Annotated in this window: 16 protein-coding genes and 1 tRNA gene; 8 read left to right on the top strand and 9 right to left on the bottom strand. The window is 68.0% G+C overall.

The window, feature by feature from the left end; all coding sequences use genetic code 11:
• Positions 1 to 36 precede the first annotated feature (36 nt).
• Genes NUG20_RS06940 through NUG20_RS06910 form a run of 7 tightly spaced genes read left to right on the top strand, consistent with a single transcriptional unit; the run spans position 37 to position 9,273 of the window.
• On the top strand, positions 37 to 1,521 hold the full coding sequence (locus NUG20_RS06940) for a S10 family serine carboxypeptidase-like protein (RefSeq protein ID WP_263397644.1): 1,485 nt from the start codon (positions 37 to 39) through the stop codon (positions 1,519 to 1,521).
• Positions 1,518 to 3,548 (top strand): amidohydrolase family protein, encoded by a 2,031-nt coding sequence (locus NUG20_RS06935; protein ID WP_263397643.1) that lies wholly within the window; start codon positions 1,518 to 1,520, stop codon positions 3,546 to 3,548. Before NUG20_RS06940 ends, NUG20_RS06935 begins: the two co-directional genes overlap by 4 nt.
• On the top strand, positions 3,545 to 4,069 hold the full coding sequence (locus NUG20_RS06930; RefSeq protein WP_263397642.1) for a RidA family protein: 525 nt from the start codon (positions 3,545 to 3,547) through the stop codon (positions 4,067 to 4,069). Before NUG20_RS06935 ends, NUG20_RS06930 begins: the two co-directional genes overlap by 4 nt.
• A gap of 28 nt (positions 4,070 to 4,097) precedes the next feature.
• The gene (locus NUG20_RS06925; RefSeq protein ID WP_263397641.1) at positions 4,098 to 5,375 is read left to right on the top strand and encodes an aminotransferase class V-fold PLP-dependent enzyme; all 1,278 of its coding nucleotides are present in this window, start codon (positions 4,098 to 4,100) and stop codon (positions 5,373 to 5,375) included.
• Complete coding sequence (locus tag NUG20_RS06920; RefSeq protein ID WP_263397640.1) at positions 5,372 to 5,812, top strand: RidA family protein; 441 nt, start codon at positions 5,372 to 5,374, stop codon at positions 5,810 to 5,812. The genes NUG20_RS06925 and NUG20_RS06920 overlap by 4 nt, the downstream gene beginning before the upstream one ends.
• Positions 5,809 to 7,512: a M61 family metallopeptidase gene (locus NUG20_RS06915; RefSeq protein ID WP_263397639.1), complete on the top strand. Its 1,704-nt coding sequence runs from the start codon at positions 5,809 to 5,811 to the stop codon at positions 7,510 to 7,512. The genes NUG20_RS06920 and NUG20_RS06915 overlap by 4 nt, the downstream gene beginning before the upstream one ends.
• A gap of 33 nt (positions 7,513 to 7,545) precedes the next feature.
• On the top strand, positions 7,546 to 9,273 hold the full coding sequence (locus tag NUG20_RS06910) for a M61 family metallopeptidase (protein ID WP_263397638.1): 1,728 nt from the start codon (positions 7,546 to 7,548) through the stop codon (positions 9,271 to 9,273).
• A 94-nt stretch (positions 9,274 to 9,367) separates the two neighbouring features.
• Here the strand turns inward: NUG20_RS06910 and NUG20_RS06905 are convergent, their stop codons facing one another.
• The 8 genes from NUG20_RS06905 to murJ all read right to left on the bottom strand — a co-directional run bounded on the left by NUG20_RS06905 (position 9,368) and on the right by murJ (position 18,761).
• Positions 9,368 to 10,666 carry an SMODS domain-containing nucleotidyltransferase gene (locus tag NUG20_RS06905; RefSeq protein ID WP_263397637.1) on the bottom strand — a complete coding sequence of 433 codons (1,299 nt, stop codon included), beginning with the start codon at positions 10,664 to 10,666 and terminating at the stop codon, positions 9,368 to 9,370.
• Positions 10,663 to 11,262: an SLATT domain-containing protein gene (locus tag NUG20_RS06900; RefSeq protein ID WP_263397636.1), complete on the bottom strand. Its 600-nt coding sequence runs from the start codon at positions 11,260 to 11,262 to the stop codon at positions 10,663 to 10,665. Before NUG20_RS06900 ends, NUG20_RS06905 begins: the two co-directional genes overlap by 4 nt.
• Positions 11,263 to 11,414: 152 nt before the next feature.
• Positions 11,415 to 11,490, bottom strand: a tRNA-Thr gene (locus NUG20_RS06895).
• Between the two features lie 35 nt (positions 11,491 to 11,525).
• On the bottom strand, positions 11,526 to 12,476 hold the full coding sequence (ispH, locus tag NUG20_RS06890) for a 4-hydroxy-3-methylbut-2-enyl diphosphate reductase (protein ID WP_263397635.1): 951 nt from the start codon (positions 12,474 to 12,476) through the stop codon (positions 11,526 to 11,528).
• Between the two features lie 7 nt (positions 12,477 to 12,483).
• Entirely contained in the window at positions 12,484 to 12,987 is a 504-nt protein-coding gene (lspA, locus tag NUG20_RS06885) for a signal peptidase II (RefSeq protein WP_263397634.1), read from the bottom strand.
• Between the two features lie 97 nt (positions 12,988 to 13,084).
• The gene (gene ileS, locus NUG20_RS06880; protein WP_263397633.1) at positions 13,085 to 15,916 is read right to left on the bottom strand and encodes an isoleucine--tRNA ligase; all 2,832 of its coding nucleotides are present in this window, start codon (positions 15,914 to 15,916) and stop codon (positions 13,085 to 13,087) included.
• 6 nt (positions 15,917 to 15,922) lie between these two features.
• Positions 15,923 to 16,951, bottom strand: coding sequence for a bifunctional riboflavin kinase/FAD synthetase (locus NUG20_RS06875; RefSeq protein ID WP_263397632.1), 1,029 nt, complete (start codon positions 16,949 to 16,951; stop codon positions 15,923 to 15,925).
• Positions 16,952 to 17,168: 217 nt separating this feature from the next.
• The gene (murJ, locus tag NUG20_RS06870) at positions 17,169 to 18,761 is read right to left on the bottom strand and encodes a murein biosynthesis integral membrane protein MurJ (protein WP_263398406.1); all 1,593 of its coding nucleotides are present in this window, start codon (positions 18,759 to 18,761) and stop codon (positions 17,169 to 17,171) included.
• Between the two features lie 116 nt (positions 18,762 to 18,877).
• Here murJ and rpsT point away from each other — a divergent pair, with 116 nt between their 5' ends.
• Complete coding sequence (rpsT, locus tag NUG20_RS06865; protein ID WP_003469619.1) at positions 18,878 to 19,150, top strand: 30S ribosomal protein S20; 273 nt, start codon at positions 18,878 to 18,880, stop codon at positions 19,148 to 19,150.
• 124 nt (positions 19,151 to 19,274) lie between these two features.
• Here the strand turns inward: rpsT and cgtA are convergent, their stop codons facing one another.
• A complete protein-coding gene (gene cgtA, locus NUG20_RS06860) occupies positions 19,275 to 20,345 on the bottom strand; it encodes an Obg family GTPase CgtA (RefSeq protein WP_263397631.1) in 1,071 nt (356 codons plus the stop codon).
• Between the last annotated feature and the right edge of the window lie 57 nt (positions 20,346 to 20,402).

Genomic DNA, 20,402 nt, shown 5'->3' with positions numbered 1-20,402 from the left:
GGCGGCCGGCCCTTGCCCCCGTTGCGGAATGTCCCGATGAACTGGATGCATGGCCTGGCCCTGCTGCTGGCGGCGGCGCTGCCGTTCGCCGCGGCCGCCGACGACGCGGCGCCGCTCGCCCACCCGACCTTGCTGTCCAGCCCGAAGCAGGCCCGCATCGGCGAGCAGCGGCTGCGCTACCGGGTCAGCTTCGACCAGCTCGACCTGGTCGGCGCCGACGGCGAACCGGCCGCCTCGATCAGCGCCATCGGCTATCTGGCCGAGCGCACCGATATCGGCACGCGGCCGGTGCTGTTCGCCTTCAATGGCGGGCCCGGTGCATCGTCGGTGCTGCAGGTCGAAGGCCTCGGCCCGCTGCTGCGCGTGCGCAACGGCACGCGGCAGACCCTGGTCGCCAATCCGCATAGCATTCTCGATGCCGCCGACCTGGTGTTCCTCGACCCGCCCGGCACCGGCTTCAGCCGGGCGCCTGCCGATGCCGCCGCACGCGCGCGCTACTGGTCCGACCATGGCGACGCCAAGGCCGTGGCAGCGATGATCCGCCACTGGCTCAAGACCCACCGGCGCGAACGCGCGCCGCTGTACATCGCTGGCGAAAGCTACGGCGGCTACCGGCTCGCCCTGCTCGCCGCCGACATCGGCGACCTGCGTCCGGCCGGGGTGCTGCTGGTGTCGCCGCTGCTCGATGCCACCAGCGGCGACGACAGCGCCGGCAACGACCTGCGCGCGGTGTTCGACCTGCCCTCGTTGATCGTCGCCGCCGCCGCGCACGGCAAGGGCGACCTGGCCGGGCAACCGGTCGAACAGGTCTATGCGCAGGCGCGTGCGTTCGCGCTCGGCGACTACGCGCAGGCACTGCTGCAGGGCAGCGCGCTGCCGGCCGATGCACGCAATCGCATGGCCGCGCGCCTGGCCGCGCTGCTGGGCCTGCCGCCGCAAGCGCTGCTGGCGGCCGACCTGCGTCCAGATGTCGAAACCTTCCGGCTCGGCGTGCTGGCCGCCGATGGCCAGCAGATCGGCCGGCTCGACAGCCGCATCGTCGCGCCGCTACCGGCACCACACGCGGACGACAACGGCCGGCCCTCGGCCGCCAACGATCCGGCGCTTGGGCTCGGCCGCAGCAACCGGATCAACTCCGTGGTGATGGCCGACTACCTGCACGGCCTGTTCGGCGCTGGGTTGCCGCAGGACTACGTGAGCCTGGACATCGACATCGCCATGGCCTGGCGCTTCGCCGCCGACGACGGCGCCGGCCCGCGCCCGGTCGGCAGCGCGATGCGCTTCAATCCCACGCCGAACCTGGCAAGGCTGGCGCAGGCCAATCCCCGCTTCCGGGTGCTGGCGCTCAACGGCTATTACGACCTGGCCGTGCCCGTGCTCGGGCCCTGGTATGCGCTGCACCACAGCGGAGTGGATCCGGCGCGCATCGATTTCCGCATCCTGCCCGGCGGCCATGCCGTGTTCGCCGACGAGGCGCTGCGCCCGCAGCTGCACACCCTGCTGAAGGACTTCCTGAAATGACCCGCACCCTGCTGCTGGCCACCGCCCTGGCCGCCTGCGCGTTCGCCGGCCACGCCGCGCCCGCCGCGACCCCGCCGCACTCGCTGGTGCTGATCGCCAACGGCGAGAACGTCGGTTATCTGAAAGCATCCGCCAACGGCGACACCTACGAGGTCGACTACCACGTCGACAACAACGGCCGCGGCCCCAAACACCACGAGACCATCGTGCTCGGCGAGCACGCGCTGCCGCTGGCCTGGTCGGTCGCCGGCACCTCGCTGATGGGCGGCCAGGTCGCCGAGCGCTACCAGTGGCGCGACGGCGTCGCCGAATGGAGCAGCCAGGCCGACAGCGGACGCAAGCAGCTGCCGCAACCGAAGCTGTACATCACCAACGACAGCAGCCCGTGGGCGATGTGGACCTACGCCAAGGCCTTGCTGGCCGCACCCGACCATGCCCTGGACGTGCTGCCCAGCGGCCGCATGCGCTTGGAACTGGTCGGCACGCTGGCGCTGGACGGCCAGGCCGGCGCGCCGCCGCTGCAGGCGCGGCTGCTGCGGCTGTCCGGGCTGGACCTGGAACCGCACTACCTCGCCGTCGACGCCGACGACGCCCTGCTGGCCGACCTCGACGACGACGCCGTGGCGATCCGCGAGGGCTACCAGGCGCAGGTGGCGAAGCTCACCGACGCGGTGAAGGCACAGCAGTTCGCGCATGCGCAGGCCTTGCAGCGCCAGCTCGCGCATCCGCTGGAGCGCGACCTGTGGCTGCGCAACGTGCATGTGTTCGATCCGGTCAACGGGCTGCGCAGCGACGCGCTGAACCTGCACGTCGCCGACGGGCACATCGTCTCGATGGACGCACAATGGCGGCCGGCGCCCGGCGATCGCGTCTACGACGGCAATGGCGGTACGGTGATTCCCGGCCTGCACGACATGCATTCGCACAGCACCCTGTCTTCGGGGCTGTGGTACCTGGCCGCGGGCGTCACCAACACCCGCGACATGGGCAACGACAACGCGTTCCTGCTCGATCTCGTCGCACGCATCGACCGCGGCGAGATCGCCGGCCCGCGCATCGTCCGCAACGGCTTCCTCGAAGGCCGCAGCGCGTTTTCGGCGCGCAACGGCTTCGTCGTCGACACGCTCGACGAGGCGCTGAAGGACGTCGCCTGGTACAAGGACCACGGCTACTGGCAGATCAAGCTGTACAACTCGATGAACCCGGCCTGGGTGGCGCCGATCGCCGAACGCGCGCATGCGCTGGGCATGGGCGTCACCGGCCACATCCCGGCCTTCACCAACGCCGACGCGATGATCGCCGCCGGCTACGACGAGATCACCCACATCAACCAGCTGATGCTCGGCTGGGTGCTGGCCCCCGAAGAAGACACGCGCACGCCGCTGCGGCTGACCGCGATGCAGCGCGTGGCCGATCTCGACCTGGACGCGCCGCAGGTGCGCCGCACGCTGGAGCTGATGCGCCAGCGCGACATCGCCCTGGACACCACCGAGGTGATCCTGGAGCGGCTGATGCTGAGCCGCGCCGGCAGCGTGCTGCCGGCCGATGCGCCGTACCTGTCGCACATGCCGATCGCCTACCAACGCTACCGCCAGCGCACCTTCGTGCCCGACCTCAGCGCGCAGAGCGACGCGCAGTACCGCCGCGCGCTGGACAAGACCCTGCAACTGATCGGCCGCCTGCACCGGCAGGGCACCGTGCTGCTGCCCGGCACCGACGACAGCACCGGCTTCACCGTGCACCGGGAACTGGAGCTGTACGTCGCCGCCGGGCTGACCCCGCAGCAGGCGCTGCGCGCCGGCACCTGGCAGAGCGAGCAGCATTTCGGCCGCACTGACCGCCTCGGCAGCGTGCACCCGGGCAAGCAGGCCGACTTCGTGCTGCTGCCCGGCGATCCCACCACCGACATCGCCGCGATCCGCCAACCCTCGCTGGTGGTCAAGGACCGCCAGCTGTACCTGCCCGCCGAGATCTATCGCGCCCTGGGCGTGACCCCGTTCGCGCCGGCCCCCAAGACACTTCAATGAACCCGATCCCCCATCCCATGCAGACCCCGCACGCCCTCCCCTCCGACACCGTCAGCGCGCGCCTGCGTGCGCTCGGCCTGGTGTTGCCGCCGCCGCTGCGCGTGCCCGACGGGGTGATCCTGCCGTTCGCCCCGGTGCACGTGATCGGCACGCGCGTGCTGATCTCCGGCCACGGCCCGCAACACCCGGACGGCAGCATGGCCGCCGGCGGCCGCATCGGCGACGACCTGGACGAGGCGCAGGGCTATGCCGCCGCGCGGCAGACGGCGCTGTCGATGCTGGCCAGCCTGGAACGCAGCCTGGGCAGCCTGGACCGCGTCAAGCGCTGGGTGCGCGTGTTCGGCATGGTCCGCTGCGCGCCCGGCTTCCAGCGCCTGCCGAACGTGATCAACGGCTGCTCGGACCTGCTGCTGGCGCTGTGGGGGCCGGAACTGGGCCAACATGCGCGCAGCGCGGTCGGCATGGCCGAGCTTCCGTTCGGCATCCCGGTCGAGATCGAAGCCGAAGCCGAACTGCACTGAACCGACCGTCGCCTGCCGGAACGCTCCCATGGACACTCGCTCGCCCCGTTTCGATCCCACCCGCCGGCAACTGCTGGCGGCGGCCGGCGCACTGCCGCTGTCGGCCGCGCTGTCCGGCATCGCCGGCGCCACCAACGCGACCACGGCCGCCACGTCCACGCCCGCACGCGGCCTGCAAGGCCTCGGCAATGCCTTCGAGATCGCCGGCTGCTATCTCAACGGCGCCTACATGCATCCGATCGCCCGCGCCGCCGCGCAGGCGCAGCGCGGCTTCCTCGACGCGCGGCTGATGAACGGCAACGCCGACAAGGTCGACATGGGCGGCGACCGCGAACGCGCGATGGCCGCACTGGGCCGGCTGCTGCATGCCGACCGCGACGAACTGGCGTGGATTCCCAGCACCATGTTCGGCGAGAACCTGGTGTTGAACGGCCTCGGCATCCCGCACAGCCGCCAGCGCGTGGTCACCGATGCCTACCACTTCAATGGCTCGCTGTTCATGTACATGGAACTGGCCAAGCGCGGCCTCGACGTGCAGGTGGTGCGCCCGCGCGACAACCGCATCCGCCTGGAGGACCTGGACAAGGCGATCACCCCGGGCACGCGGCTGGTCGCGCTGACCCTGGTGTCCAGCGTCAACGGCTTCCAGCACGACCTCAAGGCGGTCTGCGAGCTGGCCCACAGCCGCGGCGCGCTGGTCTACGCCGACCTGATCCAGGCCGCCGGCAACACCCCGATCGACCTGCACGGCAGCGGCGTGGATTTCGCCGCCAGCTCCACCTACAAGTGGCTGATGGGCGATTTCGGCCTGGGCGTGCTGTACGCGCGCCGCGCCAGCCAGGAGGCGCTGCGGCAGACGGTGTGGGGCTACCGCCAGGAAGGCGAGACGGTCTCGCACATCCTGCCGTTCGACCCGCCCGGCGAACCGCCGCTGGAGACGCAGGCGATCGACGGCCTGGCCGGCAAGATCGAAGTCGGCACGCTCAACAACGCGGCGGCCGCCGCACTGGCGACGTCGCTGGAACTGATCGAACGCATCGGCGTGGACACCATCGCCCAATGGCGGCAACCGCTGCTGGCGCGCCTGCACGACGCGATCCCGCGTCTGGGCTTCGAACCGATGACCCCGCCCGACTCCCGGTCCGCGCTGGTGTCCTTCGCCCAGCGCGACGTCGGCAAGCGCCTGGCGCCGAAGCTGAAGGCCGCCGGCGTCGCCGTCACCCTGTACCGCAACTACGTTCGCGTCTCGCCGTCGTTCTACAACGACAGCGACGATGTCGAACGCCTGATAGAGGCCCTGTCATGAAACGACTCCCGCTGCTGCTGTGCGCCCTGCTGCCATGGACCGCGCAGGCCGCACCCGCGCCGCTGCGCCACTACGGCACCGCGCCCGGCGCACCGTTCTCGGCCGCGGTGCGCGCCGGCGACACGCTCTACGTCTCCGGCCAAATCGGCAGCGCCGCAAAGGGCGGGTTGCCCGAAGAGTTCAGCGCCCAGGCCAACAACGCCCTGGACAACGTCGCCAGTGCGCTGGCCCTGGCCGGCGCCGGCATGGACGACATCGCCAAGTGCACGGTGATGCTGACCGACATGGCGCAATGGCCCGCGTTCAACGCCCTGTACGTGCGCCGCTTCAAACCCGGCCACCTGCCCGCACGCAGTGCTTTCGGCGCCAACGCCCTGGCGCTGGGCGCCAAGGTGGAAATCGAATGCATCGCCTACCTGCCCCAGGCCCGACCATGAGCGCACGCACGTCCCGCTGGCTGCACCTTGCCCTGTTGCTGATGCCGGCCTGCGCCGCGCTCGCCGCCGAACCGCCGGCGGCCCCGGTCCCGCTGGACGTGGTGCTCACGCCCAGGGCCGACGCCGGCCAGATCGGCGCGCTGCAGGTGCAACTGCACCTGCCCGCGCCCAAGGTCGCCGCCGGCGCGCCGTTGCTGCGCATGCCGGTGGAACTGGTATCCACCCCGACCGCCGCCTACAGCGCCGAACAGATCAACGTGCGCGACGCGCGCGGCACCTTGCCGCTGCGCGCCGTCGACGAAGCGCCGGACCCGTCCGGCAAGTACCGCAACTACCTCGCCACCCGCGCCAGCGTCGGCGACGTCGACGTGGACTACGCCACGCCGCCGCGCGCGGTCGATGCCGACACCCGCAACGGCCCGCTGTTCGACCTGCGCGCGCAGGATGGCGGCCTGATGGGCGCCGGCGTCTATTTCATGGCGCTGCCGCCGGGCGAAGCGCCGCGCCAGATCCACCTGCGCTGGGACCTGAGCGCACTGCCGGCCGGCGCGCGCGGCGTGTGGAGCGTCGGCGAAGGCGAACAGCGCACCACCGCGCCGACCGACCTGCTGCGCTTCTCCTACTATGCCGTCGGCGCGATGCAGCGGGTGCCGGAAAACGACGACGACGTCTTCCACTTCTACTGGATGGACACCCCGCCGTTCGACGCGCAGCGGCTGGCCACCCAGACCGGCCAGCTGTACCGCTACATGGCGCGCTTCTTCGGCGACGACGGCTCGGCCTATCGCGCCTTCGCCCGCCGCAACCCGTATCCGGCCGGCGGCGGCACCGGCCTGGCGCACTCCTTCATGTTCGGCTACGGACCGCAGGGCCAGACCATCGCCGAAGGCCCGCAGGCGCTGCTGGCGCACGAGATGGCCCACACCTGGCCCAAGCTCGACGGCGAAGAGCACGCGCTCACCGCCTGGTACACCGAAGGCACCGCCGAGTTCTACTCGCTGCTGCTGTCGCTGCGCGCCGGCGTCTATGACAAGAACGCCTTCCTGCAGGCGATCAACCATCGCGCCGACGGCTACTACGACAACCCGTTCCGCGCGCTCGACAACAACGCCGCCGGCGAACGCTTCTGGAAGGACGCGCGCGCCCAGCGCGTGCCGTACGGCCGCGGCTTCATGTACCTGGTGAGCGTGGATGCGCAGCTGCGCCAGCATGGCCGGCAGGCGCATTCGGTGGACGACCTGGTGCTGGAAGTGCTCAAGCGCCAGCGCGCCGGCGAAACCATCGGCGTGCCCGAATGGCGCGCGATGGTGGTGCGCGAACTCGGCGCGGGCGCCGGCAGCGAGTTCGACGCGATGGTCGCCGGCAAACTGATCGTGCCGGCCGCCCCGGCGTTCGGCTGCTACCGCGTGGTACCGGCGCCGCACCAGCCGTTCGAACTCGGTTTCGATCGCATGCGCATGGGCGTGGTCAAGAACCTGCTGCCCGATTCCGCCGCCGCCCGTGCCGGCGTGCAGGAAAACGACCGCATCGTCGAATACACACCGCTGGAACGGGCGATGGCCGACGAGCACACCCGCATGCAGCTGAAACTGGAACGCGACGGCAAACCGTTGCAGCTGGAGTACCTGCCGCGCAACGCGCGCGTTGACGCCTGGCGCTTCGCCGTCGATCCGGCGCTGGCCGCCCGCTGCTCGCCCTGACTTCCCTTCCCTGCCGCGCCCTTGCCGATGAAGATGCCACGCCACCTCCCACTGTTCCTGGCCCTCGCCGCATTCCCGGCCCTGGCCGCGACCGATACGCCGTACGCGATCACCATCCACGCGCAGGCGAACGCTGCCGATAGCCGGATCGAGGCGCTGCTGGTGGACGAAACGATCCCGCTGCAGCCCACGCCGGCCGGCAGCGTCCTGCTGGCGATGCCGCACGTGACCAGCAACGTGCCCACCATCGCCGCCAGCGTCGGCGAACTGGCCGCGCGCGACGACCGCGGTCCCGTGCAGCTGCGCTATCGCGACCAGGGCGAAGGCCCGGCCCGGCAGCGCGAATGGTTCGCCGACCGCGCCGTCGCCGGCACCCTGCGTTTTTCCTATCGCGCGACGATGACCGAAGCGCTGGCCGCGCGCGGCGCCGCGCCGCCGATCGAACTGCGCAGCGAGGAAGGCGCCTTCTCCGGCGCCGGCGCCACCTTCCTGCTGCATCCGCCCAGCGGCCGCCACGACATCGCCCTGCAATGGGACCTGTCCGCGCTGGGCGCAGGCGCGCATGCCGTGAGCAGCCTGCAGGACCGCAACGCCCGCGACGTCGACATGGACGCGCTGGACAGCAGCTACTTCATGGCCGGCAAGATCGGCCTGTACCCGCCCGCGCCCGACGCCACCGGCTTCTTCTCCGCCTGGCAGGGCCACACCCCGTTCGACGCGGAAAAACTGCTGGCCTGGACCCGGCAACTGCGCCAGCACTACCAGGCCTTCTTCGCCGTGCCGGCCACGCCGTACGGCGTGTTCCTGCGCCGCAACCGGGTCAACCCCGGCGGCGGCATGGGCATGTACAACTCCTTCGTCGTCACCTACGACGACGACCGCGGCAACGACCCGGAGCAGCTGGAACTCACCCTCGCCCACGAGATGTTCCACACCTTCCAGCCGCGCATGAGCGCGCAGTACGACGGCGAAACCCTGGCCGACGCCTGGTTCAACGAAGGCATGGCCGTGTTCTACCAAGCGCGCCTGCCGTTCCGCTACGGCATGATCGATGCCGACGCGTTCCTGAAGGACCTCAACTACACCGCCGCCCGCTACTACACCAACCTCCTCGGCAACGCCCCGAACAGCGACGTCCCGGCGAAGTTCTGGCAGGACACCCGCATCCGCACCCTCCCCTACGACCGCGGCTTCCTGTACTTCGTCACCGTCGACGACGCCATGCGCAAGGCCAGCAACGGCCGCGAATCCCTGGACGACCTGATGCTGGCGATGCTGCAACGCCAGCAAGGCAACAAACAGCTCGGCATCGCCGACTGGGAAGCGCTGCTGCGCGACAACCTCGGCGAAGACGCGGTCCGCCAACTGCACGCCATGCTCGACGGCGCCGCACCGCTACCGGCCAGCGACGCCTTCGGCCCCTGCTTCGAACGCATCTCGCAACCCATGCGCCGCTACGAACTCGGCTTCGCCCCCGCCGTACTGACCGAATCCCCGCGCATCGTCCGCGACCTGATCCCCGGCTCGGCGGCCGCCAAAGCCGGCGTGCAAAACGGCGACGAAATCACCCGCCCGGTCGGCCAGGACCAGTTGCAGGGGGAACAGGATGGCGTACTCACCTTGCAGCTGCTGCGCGGCGGCAAGCCGTTGACGGTCTCGTACAAGCCGCGCGGGGAAACCGTGGCGACGTGGCAGTGGAAGCGCAAGCAAGGGGGCGCGGAGACGGCTTGTTCGCTGCCAGCCACCGCGCACGCGCAATGATCGATCGTGCGCTGATTGAGCCGGCGGCTGACGCAGTTGCAGCTACCAGAGACCTTCTCAGTCGACGGTATGACTCAGAGTTCTTACTTTTGAGTTAGAGAGCTACTCTAACCTTCCCTCGCGCGACGCACACACCATCTTTTATGGCGTATACCTCAACGTAGTGGTCGCCACTGAAGTCGGTTGTCTCGTACTTTTGCTTGAGTCCGTCCGCGTCCGGCGTGATCTCTCCGCGCAGCATCTTGCGCTCAATGGCGACTGTACCTTGATTCCGGACCTTCCACCAAATCGCGTAAGGCTCAGGAACGTCGCATTCAGATACGTAGAACCTCAAGTGTCGACCGAGAGGAACACGGTCCCTCCTGCGCAACGCTTGTCGAATCTTGTCCTGTACAGCATTCCCGACACGGACCTCCCCCTCTACCTCGATGTGGTAGCCAATATCAACCGGAACGCTGTCCTCGATGAACTGCTCGCGGTCAAAAGAGAGAACGAGAGCCGACCGATCGAAAGCAGCAGTCGTTGCAACCGAAGAGGGAAACTTTCGGCCAAATACTTTTTTCCAATGTGCTACCTTCTTTGATTCTTCAGCCGCATCAATTGCTTCCTGGCAGCGTTTCGCAGCCTTCTTCGCTTTTGGCTGGAACTTGGTCTTGCATTTGACTCGCTGATTGCTTCCTGGAGCCCACCAGTAGTCCTGTTCAGCCAAGCCACCTAGATAGGTGAAAAGGTCAACAAACATTTGGGGATAGTCCTTAAATGTCGCATCTTCGTATGCGCTGTGCTCATCAAAGAATTTGTAACTGAGCGTATCAATAAGGAGCCCACCCATCTTCAGACCAACGTGATTCCGCCACGCGCGCAGCATCTTGCACGCGTTCTTGAGATTCCAATTGGTTTCAGAATTGAGCTTATTTACTGCTTCAATCTCGGGACGAGGCTTCGTTAGCTTCCACGTGCCTGTGTTCGTGTCTCCATGCGTAAAATTTCCATCAGAATCTTCATAGGCAGGCAAAATTTCAACGTGGTAGCTCGAGAAGAACACACCGACGACTTGGCCATCGGCTTTGATCTTCGTTCCATTGTCGTAGCGTTTCCTGAGCGAAGCTTTGACATCATCGAGCATCGTCTTCGGACCATCGCCCCCCAAGCTCTTGTAATGATCAAATTTGGCCTTCGGAATAGAAAAAGCCATGTCCAAGTCGCTTACGCCATCGATGGCGGTCCGACGACCGTAGGAGCCAATCTGAAGGGTGTGTGCGGCGTCCGAATCGGAGCCCCAAAAGTCCTTGTTAAGCCGGGTCGTGATGCTGGCGTATTTCGTCGAAATGTCCGCCGCATTGCCTACAGCGATATTATCTCGGAATTCACTAAAAAGAGAGGCATTGCTCATGCGCAGAACCCCTTACTAATCCAGTATGCGACACCACAGACGACGACAATCAACAAGACAACCCCGGCAATCGTGGCAGACAATGGAACCTTATCCCGCCAGAAGGTAAAAGGGCGATACTCCTCCAACCAGCATCGTTCTGCTTGCCAGAAGAATTTGTAGTGCGCATACCAGTCGCTCAAGAAAATCTGCTTACTAATCCCGATGCTTTGCGACTCATTGAGCAGTTCACGATAGCGCGCCTCAAGATCATCGAAATTAGCCGCATCATCTCGACTCTTTGTCTCATAGAGCAAAGATCGGAGGGTAGTAAAGATGGTCGTCAGACGGCTTCCAACCCTGGAGTATTCCAGCCTGCCATCTTGGTATGAATTAAAGTAAAAGACCGCGTAGGCAACAATCAGTAAGAACGCAGCTAGGATGCTGTTGTTGAGCTGCGGAACGACAAGTGCTAGAACGCCGAACGCGAAGCTAAGGATGCTGATCCAGCCAGGAGCTTTCTCGACGATGTCATAGGTCGCTAGGTGCTTCTTCGCTGCGTAACCGATGTTGTAGCCGCTCTCAGCAATGTCTTTGAGCAACAGGTTCTTGTTCACTCGCTTCCCCTGTGATTAACGGATAAGCCCCACTCCCACCTGGGGGCATTCTCATAGATGTCAAGGTAAGCGGTCACAGTCTCATGCAATGAGACGCAGAGCCAAGGCAGCAAAAAGGCCGCCTTTTTAAAGGCGGCCTTACTGTTGCATCCTGGTGCCGGAAATAGGAATCGAACCTACGACCTACGCATTACGAATGCGCCGCTCTACCAACTGAGCTATTCCGGCTGAACCGCAAATTCTAGGGGGCCGCGGGCGTCCGGTCAATTGACCAGGCGCAGGCGCAGTTCCTTGGGCAGGGCGAACACCATCGACTCCGGTTCGCCAGCCAGTTCGCCGACGCCGTCGGCGCCCAGTTCGCGCAGCCGCGCGATGACCCCGTCCACCAGCACCTGCGGCGCCGAGGCGCCGGCGGTCAGGCCGATGCGGCGCTTGCCGACGATCCAGGCCGGGTCGATCTCCTCGGCGCCGTCGATCAGGTAGGACTCCACCCCGTCGCGTCGCGCCAGCTCGCTGAGCCGGTTGGAATTGGAGCTGTTCGGCGAGCCGACCACCAGCACCAGGTCGCACTGCCGGGCCAGGTCGCGCACTGCGTCCTGGCGGTTCTGCGTGGCGTAGCAGATGTCGTCGTTCTTCGGCCCCTGCATCGCCGGGTAGCGCGCGCGCAGCGCGTCGATGATGCCGCGGGTGTCGTCCACCGACAGCGTGGTCTGGGTGGTGTAGGCCAGGTTCTCCGGCTGCTGGATGTCCAGCGTGGCGACCTGTTCGATGTCCTCGACCAGATAGATGCGCCCGGCGCCGCGTTCGCGGTTCCACTGGCCCATCGTGCCCTCCACTTCCGGGTGGCCGGCATGGCCGATCAGCACCACATCGCGGCCGGCGCGGCAGTGCCGGGCCACTTCGAAATGGACCTTGGTGACCAGCGGGCAGGTCGCGTCGAACACCTTCAGCCCGCGCCGCTCGGCCTCCTGGCGCACCGCCTGGGACACGCCGTGGGCGCTGAAGATGACCGTGTTGCCGTCGGGCACCTCGTCCAGTTCCTCGACGAAGATCGCGCCGCGCTGCTTCAGGTCGTCGACCACGAAGCGGTTGTGCACCACCTCGTGGCGCACGTAGATCGGCGCGCCGAGGGTCTCGATCGCGCGCTTGACGATCTCGATCGCGCGGTCGACACCGGCGCAGAAACCACGGGGATTGGCGAGCAGGACGTCCATGGCCCGATTATCCCGCTTTTCGCTTCGACTTGCCGTCGAACACGCCGAACAGGGCGATGCCCACGGCGCCGGCGACGATCGCCGAGTCGGCGATGTTGAACGAGGGCCAGTAGTGCTCGCCCACGTACCACTGGATGAAATCGACCACGTGGCCGTGCATCAGCCGGTCGATCACGTTGCCGATCGCGCCGCCGATGACCAGGGCGTACGGCATCGCGCTGCGCCAGTCGCGGCGCGGCGTGCGCGCCAGCCACCAGGCCAGCAGGCCGCTGATGCCCACCGCCAGCGCGGTGAAGAACCACAGCTGCCAGCCGCCGGCCTGGCTCAGGAAACTGAATGCGGCGCCGGTGTTGTAGGTGCGGTACCAGTTCCAGAAGCCGGGGATCACCGGCACCGCGGTGAACTCGGGCAGGCTGGACAGCACCCAGGCCTTGCTCCACTGGTCCAGGCCGATCACCAGCGCGGACAGCAGCAGCCAGATCAGGGCGGAGGGTTTGGGTCGTACGGTCATGCGTGGGGTCCGCCTTGGGCGAAGAAAGGTTGGGTAGGACAGCGACGTGCGCGGCGCGGCGGCGACGCCGGACGCGCCGCCGCCGCGCAGGGGCGGATCAGAACCAGCTGCGCTCCTCGCCCGGCCCGGCGATGTTGCTGACGCAGCGGCCGCACAGTTCCGGGTGCGCCGGATCCACGCCGATGTCGGCGCGGTGGTGCCAGCAGCGCACGCACTTCTGCTTGGTGGTGGCCTGCGCGCTGACGAAGATCTCGTCGGTGCTGGCCTCGCGCACCACCACGTCGCCGCTGATGAACAGGAAGCGCAGTTCCTCCTGCAGCGGCTGCAGCCTGGCGGCGGTCGCGGCATCGGCGGCGACGGTGATCTCCGCCTCCAGCGCGGCGCCGATCACGCCGTTGCCGCGCATCGGCTCCAGCACCTTGGCCACCTGCTCGCGCAGCGCCAGCAACTGGTCGAAATCGGCCGCGCTCAGCGCCGCGTCCTCGGGCAGCGGCGCCAGGCCTTCGTACCAGGTCGCGAACAGCACATTGCCGACGTGCGCGCCGGGCAGGTAGCCCCACAGTTCGTCGGCGGTGAAGCTCAGGATCGGCGCGATCCAGCGCACGAACGCTTCGGCGACATGGAACATCGCGCTCTGCGCCGAACGCCGACCGCGCGAGTCCTCGGCCATCGTGTACAGGCGGTCCTTGGTCACGTCCAGGTACAGCGACCCCAGGTCCACGCTGCAGAAGTTCAGCAGCGCCTGCACGATCGCGGCGAAGTCGTAGCGCTCGTAGGCGGCCTTGATCTGCTCCTGCAGCTCGTAGGCGCGATGCACGATCCAGCGGTCCAGCGCCACCATCTCCGCCAGCGGCAGCAGGTGCGTGCCCGGCGCGAAGCCGTGCAGGTTGCCGAGCAGGAAACGCGCGGTGTTGCGCAGGCGCCGGTAGGCGTCGGCGTTGCGCTTGAGGATCTCCTGCGACAGCGACATCTCGTTGCTGTAGTCGGCCGCGGCGATCCACAGGCGCAGGATGTCCGCGCCCAGCGTCTTCATGATGTCCTGCGGCTCGATGCCGTTGCCCAGCGACTTGGACATCTTGCGGCCGTGCTCGTCCACGGTGAAGCCGTGGGTCAGGCACTGCCGGTACGGCGCGGCGTGGTCCAGCGCCACACCGGTCAGCAGCGAGGACTGGAACCAGCCGCGGTGCTGGTCCGAACCTTCCAGGTACAGGTCGGCCGGCTTGGGAATGCCGCGCTCGGCCAGCACCGCCTCGTGGGTGATGCCCGAGTCGAACCAGACGTCGAGGATGTCGGTGATCTTGTCGTAGTCGGCGGCCTCTTCGCCGAGCAGTTCGGCGGCGTCGAGCGTGTACCACACGTCCACCCCGCCCTCCTCGACCAGGTCGGCGACCTGGCGCATCAGCTCGGTGCTGCGCGGATGCGGCTCGCCGGTCTCGCGGTGCACGAACAGCGCGATCGGCACGCCCCAGGTGCGCTGCCGGGAGATGGTCCAGTCCGGGCGCCCGGCGACCATGCCGGCGATGCGCGCCTGGCCCCAGGACGGATACCAGTGCACGCCCTCGATCGCCTTCAGCGCGTCGGCGCGCAGGTTGGCCTGCTCCATCGAGATGAACCACTGCGGGGTGGCGCGGAACGCGATCGGGGTCTTGTGCCGCCAGCAGTGCGGGTAGCTGTGGGTCATCGTCGCGTGCGCCAGCAGCGCGCCGCGCGCGGCCAGCACCTCGGCGATGGTGTCGTTGGCCTTCCAGATGTGCAGCCCGGCCAGCGCCACGCCGTCGGCCGGCGGGGTCGACGGCAGGTACACGCCGCGGCCGTCGATCGGGTTGATCTGCGCGGCGGTGTAGCGATCGATCAGGCCGTACTGCTTGGCCGCCACGTAGTCTTCCTGGCCGTGGCCGGGCGCGGTGTGCACCGCGCCGGTGCCGTCCTCGTCGGAGACGTGGCTGCCCAGGATCAGCGGGATGTCGCGCTCGTCATAGAACGGATGCGCCAGCAGCTGGTTCTCCAGCGCCGCACCGGCGACGCGGCCGTGCACCACCACCTCGGTCACGCCGTAGCGCTGCAGCGCGCGCTCGGCCAGCGCATCGGCCAGCACCAGCCAGCGGCGGCGGCCATCGTGCGCCGGGCCTTCGACCAGGGCGTAGCTCAGGTCCGGCCCCAGCGACACCGCCAGCGACGCCGGCAGCGTCCACGGCGTGGTGGTCCAGATCGGCACCGCGACCTCGACATCCTCCGGCAGCTCCACCCCGAACGCGGCAGCCAGCGCCGCGCCGTCGCGCGCGGTGTAGGCCACGTCCACGGTCGGCGACTGTTTGTCGGCGTACTCGATCTCCGCCTCGGCCAGCGCCGAGCCGCAATCGAAGCACCAGTGCACCGGCTTCACGCCGCGGGTCAGGTGGCCGTTGTCGACGATCCGCGCCAGCGCGCGGATCTCGTTGGCCTCGAAATGGAAGTCGAGCGTGCGGTACGGGTTATCCCAGTCGCCGATCACGCCCAGGCGCTTGAAATCGCGGCGCTGGATGTCGATCTGCTCGTTGGCGTACTCGCGGCACTTCTGCCGGAACTGCGCCGCATCCAGCTTGACCCCGACCTTGCCGAACTTCTTCTCGATCGCGATCTCGATCGGCAGGCCATGGCAGTCCCAGCCCGGGATGTACGGCGCATCGAAGCCGGCCAGGTACTTGGACTTGACGATGATGTCCTTGAGGATCTTGTTGACCGCATGGCCGAGGTGGATCGCACCGTTGGCGTACGGCGGGCCGTCGTGCAGCACGAACAGCGGCCGGCCCTGGGCATTGTCGCGCAGCTGCGCGTACAGCCCCTCGCTCTCCCAGCGGGCCAGCGTGTCCGGCTCGCGCTTGGGCAGATCGCCGCGCATCGGGAAGTCCGTCGCCGGCAGGTGGAGGGTGGCTTTGTAGTCCTGGGTCACGGGGATTTACCGGTCGGTGGTCTTCATGGGGGAGTCCGCGCGGGAAGGCGCGGGCTGGTGCGCGCGACTGGCGCCATCGGCGTCCGCGCGCGGCGGTGGGGAGTCCTGCGCGGACGCGAGCAGGCGGCGGGCCAGTGCGGCGTCGCGGTGCATCTGTTCGGTCAGCGCCGCCAGATCGGAGAACTTTTCCTCGTCGCGCAACTTGGCGACGAATTCCACGGCGATGTGGCGCCCGTACAGGTCGCCCTGGAAATCGAACAGATGCGCTTCCAGCAGCGGCTCCACGCCCTGCACCGTTGGCCGCGTGCCGAAGCTGGACACCGACGGCCACGGCTGCTCGGTCACGCCGTGCACCCAGGTGGCATAGATGCCCGACAGCGCCGGGGTGCGGTTGAAGCGCAGGTTCGCGGTGGGATAGCCGAGGGTGCGCCCGAGCTGTTTGCCGCGCACCACGCGGCCGTCGATCGCGTACGGGCGGCCGAGCAGTTCGGCGGCGTGGGCGAATTCGCCGGCCACCAGCAGTTCGCGGATACGGGTGCTGGAAATGCGTTCTTCGCGCAGGTGCACCGGCTCGATCTCGCCGGCGGAAAAGCCCAGTTGCGCGCCCATCTCGCGCAGCAGCGCGATGTCGCCGCCGCGCTTGTGGCCGAAGCGGAACGCCGGCCCGATCCACACCTCGCGCGCCTGCAGCCGCTCGACCAGGGTGCGCTGCACGAACTCCTGCGCGCTCATCGACGACAGGCGCAGGTCGAAACGCAGCAGGCCCACGCTGTCCACGCCGAGCGCGTGCAGGCCTTCGATCTTGGCCCGCGCCAGGGTCAGCCGCGGCGGCGGCGCGGCCGGCGCGAAGAACTCGCGCGGCAGCGGCTCGAAGCTCAACGCCACCGCCGGCACGCCCAGCGCGCGGGCACGCGCCAGCGCATGGCGCACCAGCGCACGGTGGCCCAGATGCAGGCCATCGAAGGCGCCGATGCAGACCACGCTTCCCTGCGGGAACAAAGTCCCGCCCTCGACGTCTCTAAACAGCCTGCTCATTCCTCGGTCCGAAGCGCCGGCGCTGGAGTGCGCCGGCCGATGATGGGTAACTCGTGAGTATAGCCGGGACCGGGGACCGGGGACCGGGGACCGGGAGAAGCCTATCGCTGCAACACTACGAGCAGGCCAGTAACCGGCTACACCCTCAGCGCCCACGATCCCTCAACTTCAGCGCGAACCACACCGGGTCCCCGGTCCCCGGTCCCCGGTCCCGGCTCTAATGCTCCCGCAAATCCCGCGGCCGGAACCCCAGCGCCAGCAGCGCCAGCAGATACACCGCGCCGCCGCCGCCGACCAGCGCCAGCAGGCTGCCGATGCGGTGCCACTTGTCCATCGTGGTGAAGCCCGGCAGCCAGTGCAGGCCCAGCGCCAGCACCGCGGCCATTGCCGTGCAGGCCAGGCCCAGCCGCAGCAGGTAGCCGGCCCAGCCCGGCCGCGGCCGGTACACCTCGGCGCGGCGCAGCCAGCGCCACAGCAGCGACAGGTTGATGTAGCTGGCCACCGCGCTGGCCAGGCCCAGCGCCAGGTGCAGGCCCGGCACTGCCTCCAATGCCGCGCGCACGCCCTGCGCGCGCAGCTCGGCCGGCACCCACAGCTGGTACAGGATCGCCAGGAACAGCAGGTTCAGCACCATGTTGGCGACCAGCGCGACCACGCCGGCGCGCACCGGGGTGCGCGTGTCCTGGCGCGAATAGAACGCCGGCAGCAGCACCTTCAGCAGCGCGAACGCGGGCAGGCCGAAACTCAGCCCGAACACCGACATCGCCGCCATGCGCGTGTCTAACGCGGTGAACTTGCCGTACTGGAACAGCGTGGCCACCAGCGGCTGGCTCAGCAGCATCAGCCCCAGCATCGCCGGCACCGCGATCAGCAGCGTGGTGCGCAGGCCCCAGTCCAGCGCATTGGAGAAGCCAGCATGGTCGGTCTTGACGTGGTGCCGCGACAGCGCCGGCAGGATCACCGTGCCCAGCGCCACGCCGAACACGCCCAGCGGCAGCTCCAGGAAGCGATCTGCCTGCGACAGCCAGCTCTGCGAGCCGGCGAACAGGAACGAGGCGATCACCGTGTCCAGCAGCAGGTTGATCTGCGCGATCGACGAACCGAACAGGGTCGGCACCATCAGCGTCAGCACCCGGCGCACGTCCGGGTGGCGCCAGCCCCAGCGCGGCAGGGTCAGCAGGTCGATGCCGCGCAGCGCCGGCAGCTGGAACAGCAGCTGCAGCAGGCCGGCGACCAGCACCGCCCAGCCCATCGCCAGGATCGGCACCTCCAGCTTCGGCGCCAGCCACAGCGCGCCGGCGATCATGCACAGGTTGAGGATCACCGGGGTCAGCGCCGGCAGGCCGAAGCGGTTGAAACTGTTCAGCGCACCGCCGGCCAGCGCGGTCAGCGACACGAACAGCAGGAACGGGAAGGTCAGCCGCAGCAGATCCACGATCAGCCCGAACTTGGCCGGGTCGTCGCTGGCGCCGGGATTGAACACCAGCGCCACCTGCGGGGTGAAGATCAGCCCCAGCGCGGTGACCAGCAGCAGGATCCCGCCCAGGGTGCCGGACACCCGCGACATCAGCGCGCGCAGGTCGGCATGCGGCCGGGTTTCCTTGACCTCGGTGAACACCGGCACGAACGCGGTGGCGAACGAGCCTTCGGCGAACAGCCGGCGCAGGAAGTTGGGAATGCGGAACGCGACCCAGAAAGCGTCGGTGGTCGCGTTGGCGCCGAACGAAATGGTGATAGCCTGATCGCGTACCAGCCCCAGCACGCGCGAGACCATGGTCATGCTGCTGAACGAGAGTAGCCCGCGGAGCATGCGCGGCGTGCTCATGCAGCGACCCTCTTGACAATTGGCTTGACGCAGTTGTTTAGAACCTTCATACTCTCCCGCTTGTTTTTATCCACCACACAGCTTTCCAGGAAACCACCACCGTGGCCAATATCAAGTCCGCCAAGAAGCGCGCCAAGCAGACCGTCGTGCGCAACGCGCGCAACACGGCTCAGCGTTCGATGCTGCGCACCGCCGTCAAGAAGGTCATCAAGGCCCTGGACGCCAACGACGCCGCCGGCGCCGAAGCCGCTTTCGCCGTTGCCCAGCCGATCCTCGACCGTTTCAGCTCGCGCGGTCTGATCCACAAGAACAAGGCTGCGCGCCACAAGAGCCGCCTGACCGCCCGCATCAAGGCGATCAAGACCGCCGCCTAACCGGCTGCGGTTGTTGCCGGAGGCGCCAACGCTTCCGGCACTACGAAAAAGCCCGGCCTCGGCCGGGTTTTTCGTGTGCGTGCGATCCGCTGCGGACCGCTGCGCGCCGGACCGGCCGCTGCGCTCAGAGCGCATCGGCATCGGGCGCATTGGCGGCCGCTTCCAGCGCATCCTCGCGCTGGCGATCGAAGAACGCCATCACGTCCTTCATGATCGGCCAGGTGCCGTCGCGGCCCAGTGCCGACACCAGGTACCACGGCTGGGTCCAGCCCAGCTCGGCGACCACCTGCTCGGCCAGCGTGCGCGCCTCGTCCTCGAACATCAGGTCGGCCTTGTTCAGCACCAGCCAGCGCGGCTTGGCCAGCAGCTCGGGATCGTGCTTCTCCAGCTCGCGCTCGATCGCGCGCACCTGCTCGATCGGCGCCACGCCATCCACGCCGCCTTCCATCGGCGCCAGATCCACCAGGTGCAGCAGCAGACGCGTGCGCTGCAGGTGGCGCAGGAACTGCGCACCCAGGCCGGCGCCGTCGGCCGCGCCCTCGATCAGGCCCGGGATGTCGGCGATCACGAAGCTGCGGTAGGCCTCGACGCTGACCACGCCCAGGTTCGGATACAGCGTGGTGAACGGATAGTCGGCGACCTTCGGCGTGGCCGCGGACACCGCACGGATGAAGGTGCTCTTGCCGGCGTTGGGGAAACCCAGCAGGCCGACGTCGGCGAGCAGCTTCAGCTCCAGCTTCAGCGTGCGCTCCTCGCCCTCCTCGCCCGGGGTCGCCTTGCGCGGCGCGCGCGTCACCGAGCTCTTGAAATGCATGTTGCCCAGGCCACCCTTGCCGCCCTGCGCGACCAGCAGCTTGTCGCCATGCGCGACCAGGTCGCCGATGGTCTCGTCGGTGTCGACGTTGATGACCACGGTGCCGACCGGCACGGTGATGACCAGGTCTTCGCCGGCCTTGCCGTACATCTGCCGGCCCATGCCGTTCTCGCCGCGCTGCGCGCGGAACGAACGCTGGTGGCGGAAATCGACCAGGGTGTTGAGGTTCTCGTCGGCGACCAGCCACACGCTGCCGCCGTTGCCGCCATCGCCGCCGTCCGGCCCACCGAGCGGGATGAACTTCTCGCGGCGGAAGCCGATGCAGCCGTTGCCGCCATTGCCGGCACCGACCTGGATTTCTGCTTCGTCTACCAACTTCATGATTTGAGATTCGCGATTCGGGATTCGGGATTGGAAAAACACCGGCCACCGCAGTTT

It is taken from the genome of Xanthomonas sp. CFBP 8443 (assembly GCF_025666195.1).
GTDB lineage: Bacteria > Pseudomonadota > Gammaproteobacteria > Xanthomonadales > Xanthomonadaceae > Xanthomonas_A.
Note: the sequence above shows the minus strand (reverse complement) of the source record. Positions and strands in the feature narration are given on the sequence as shown.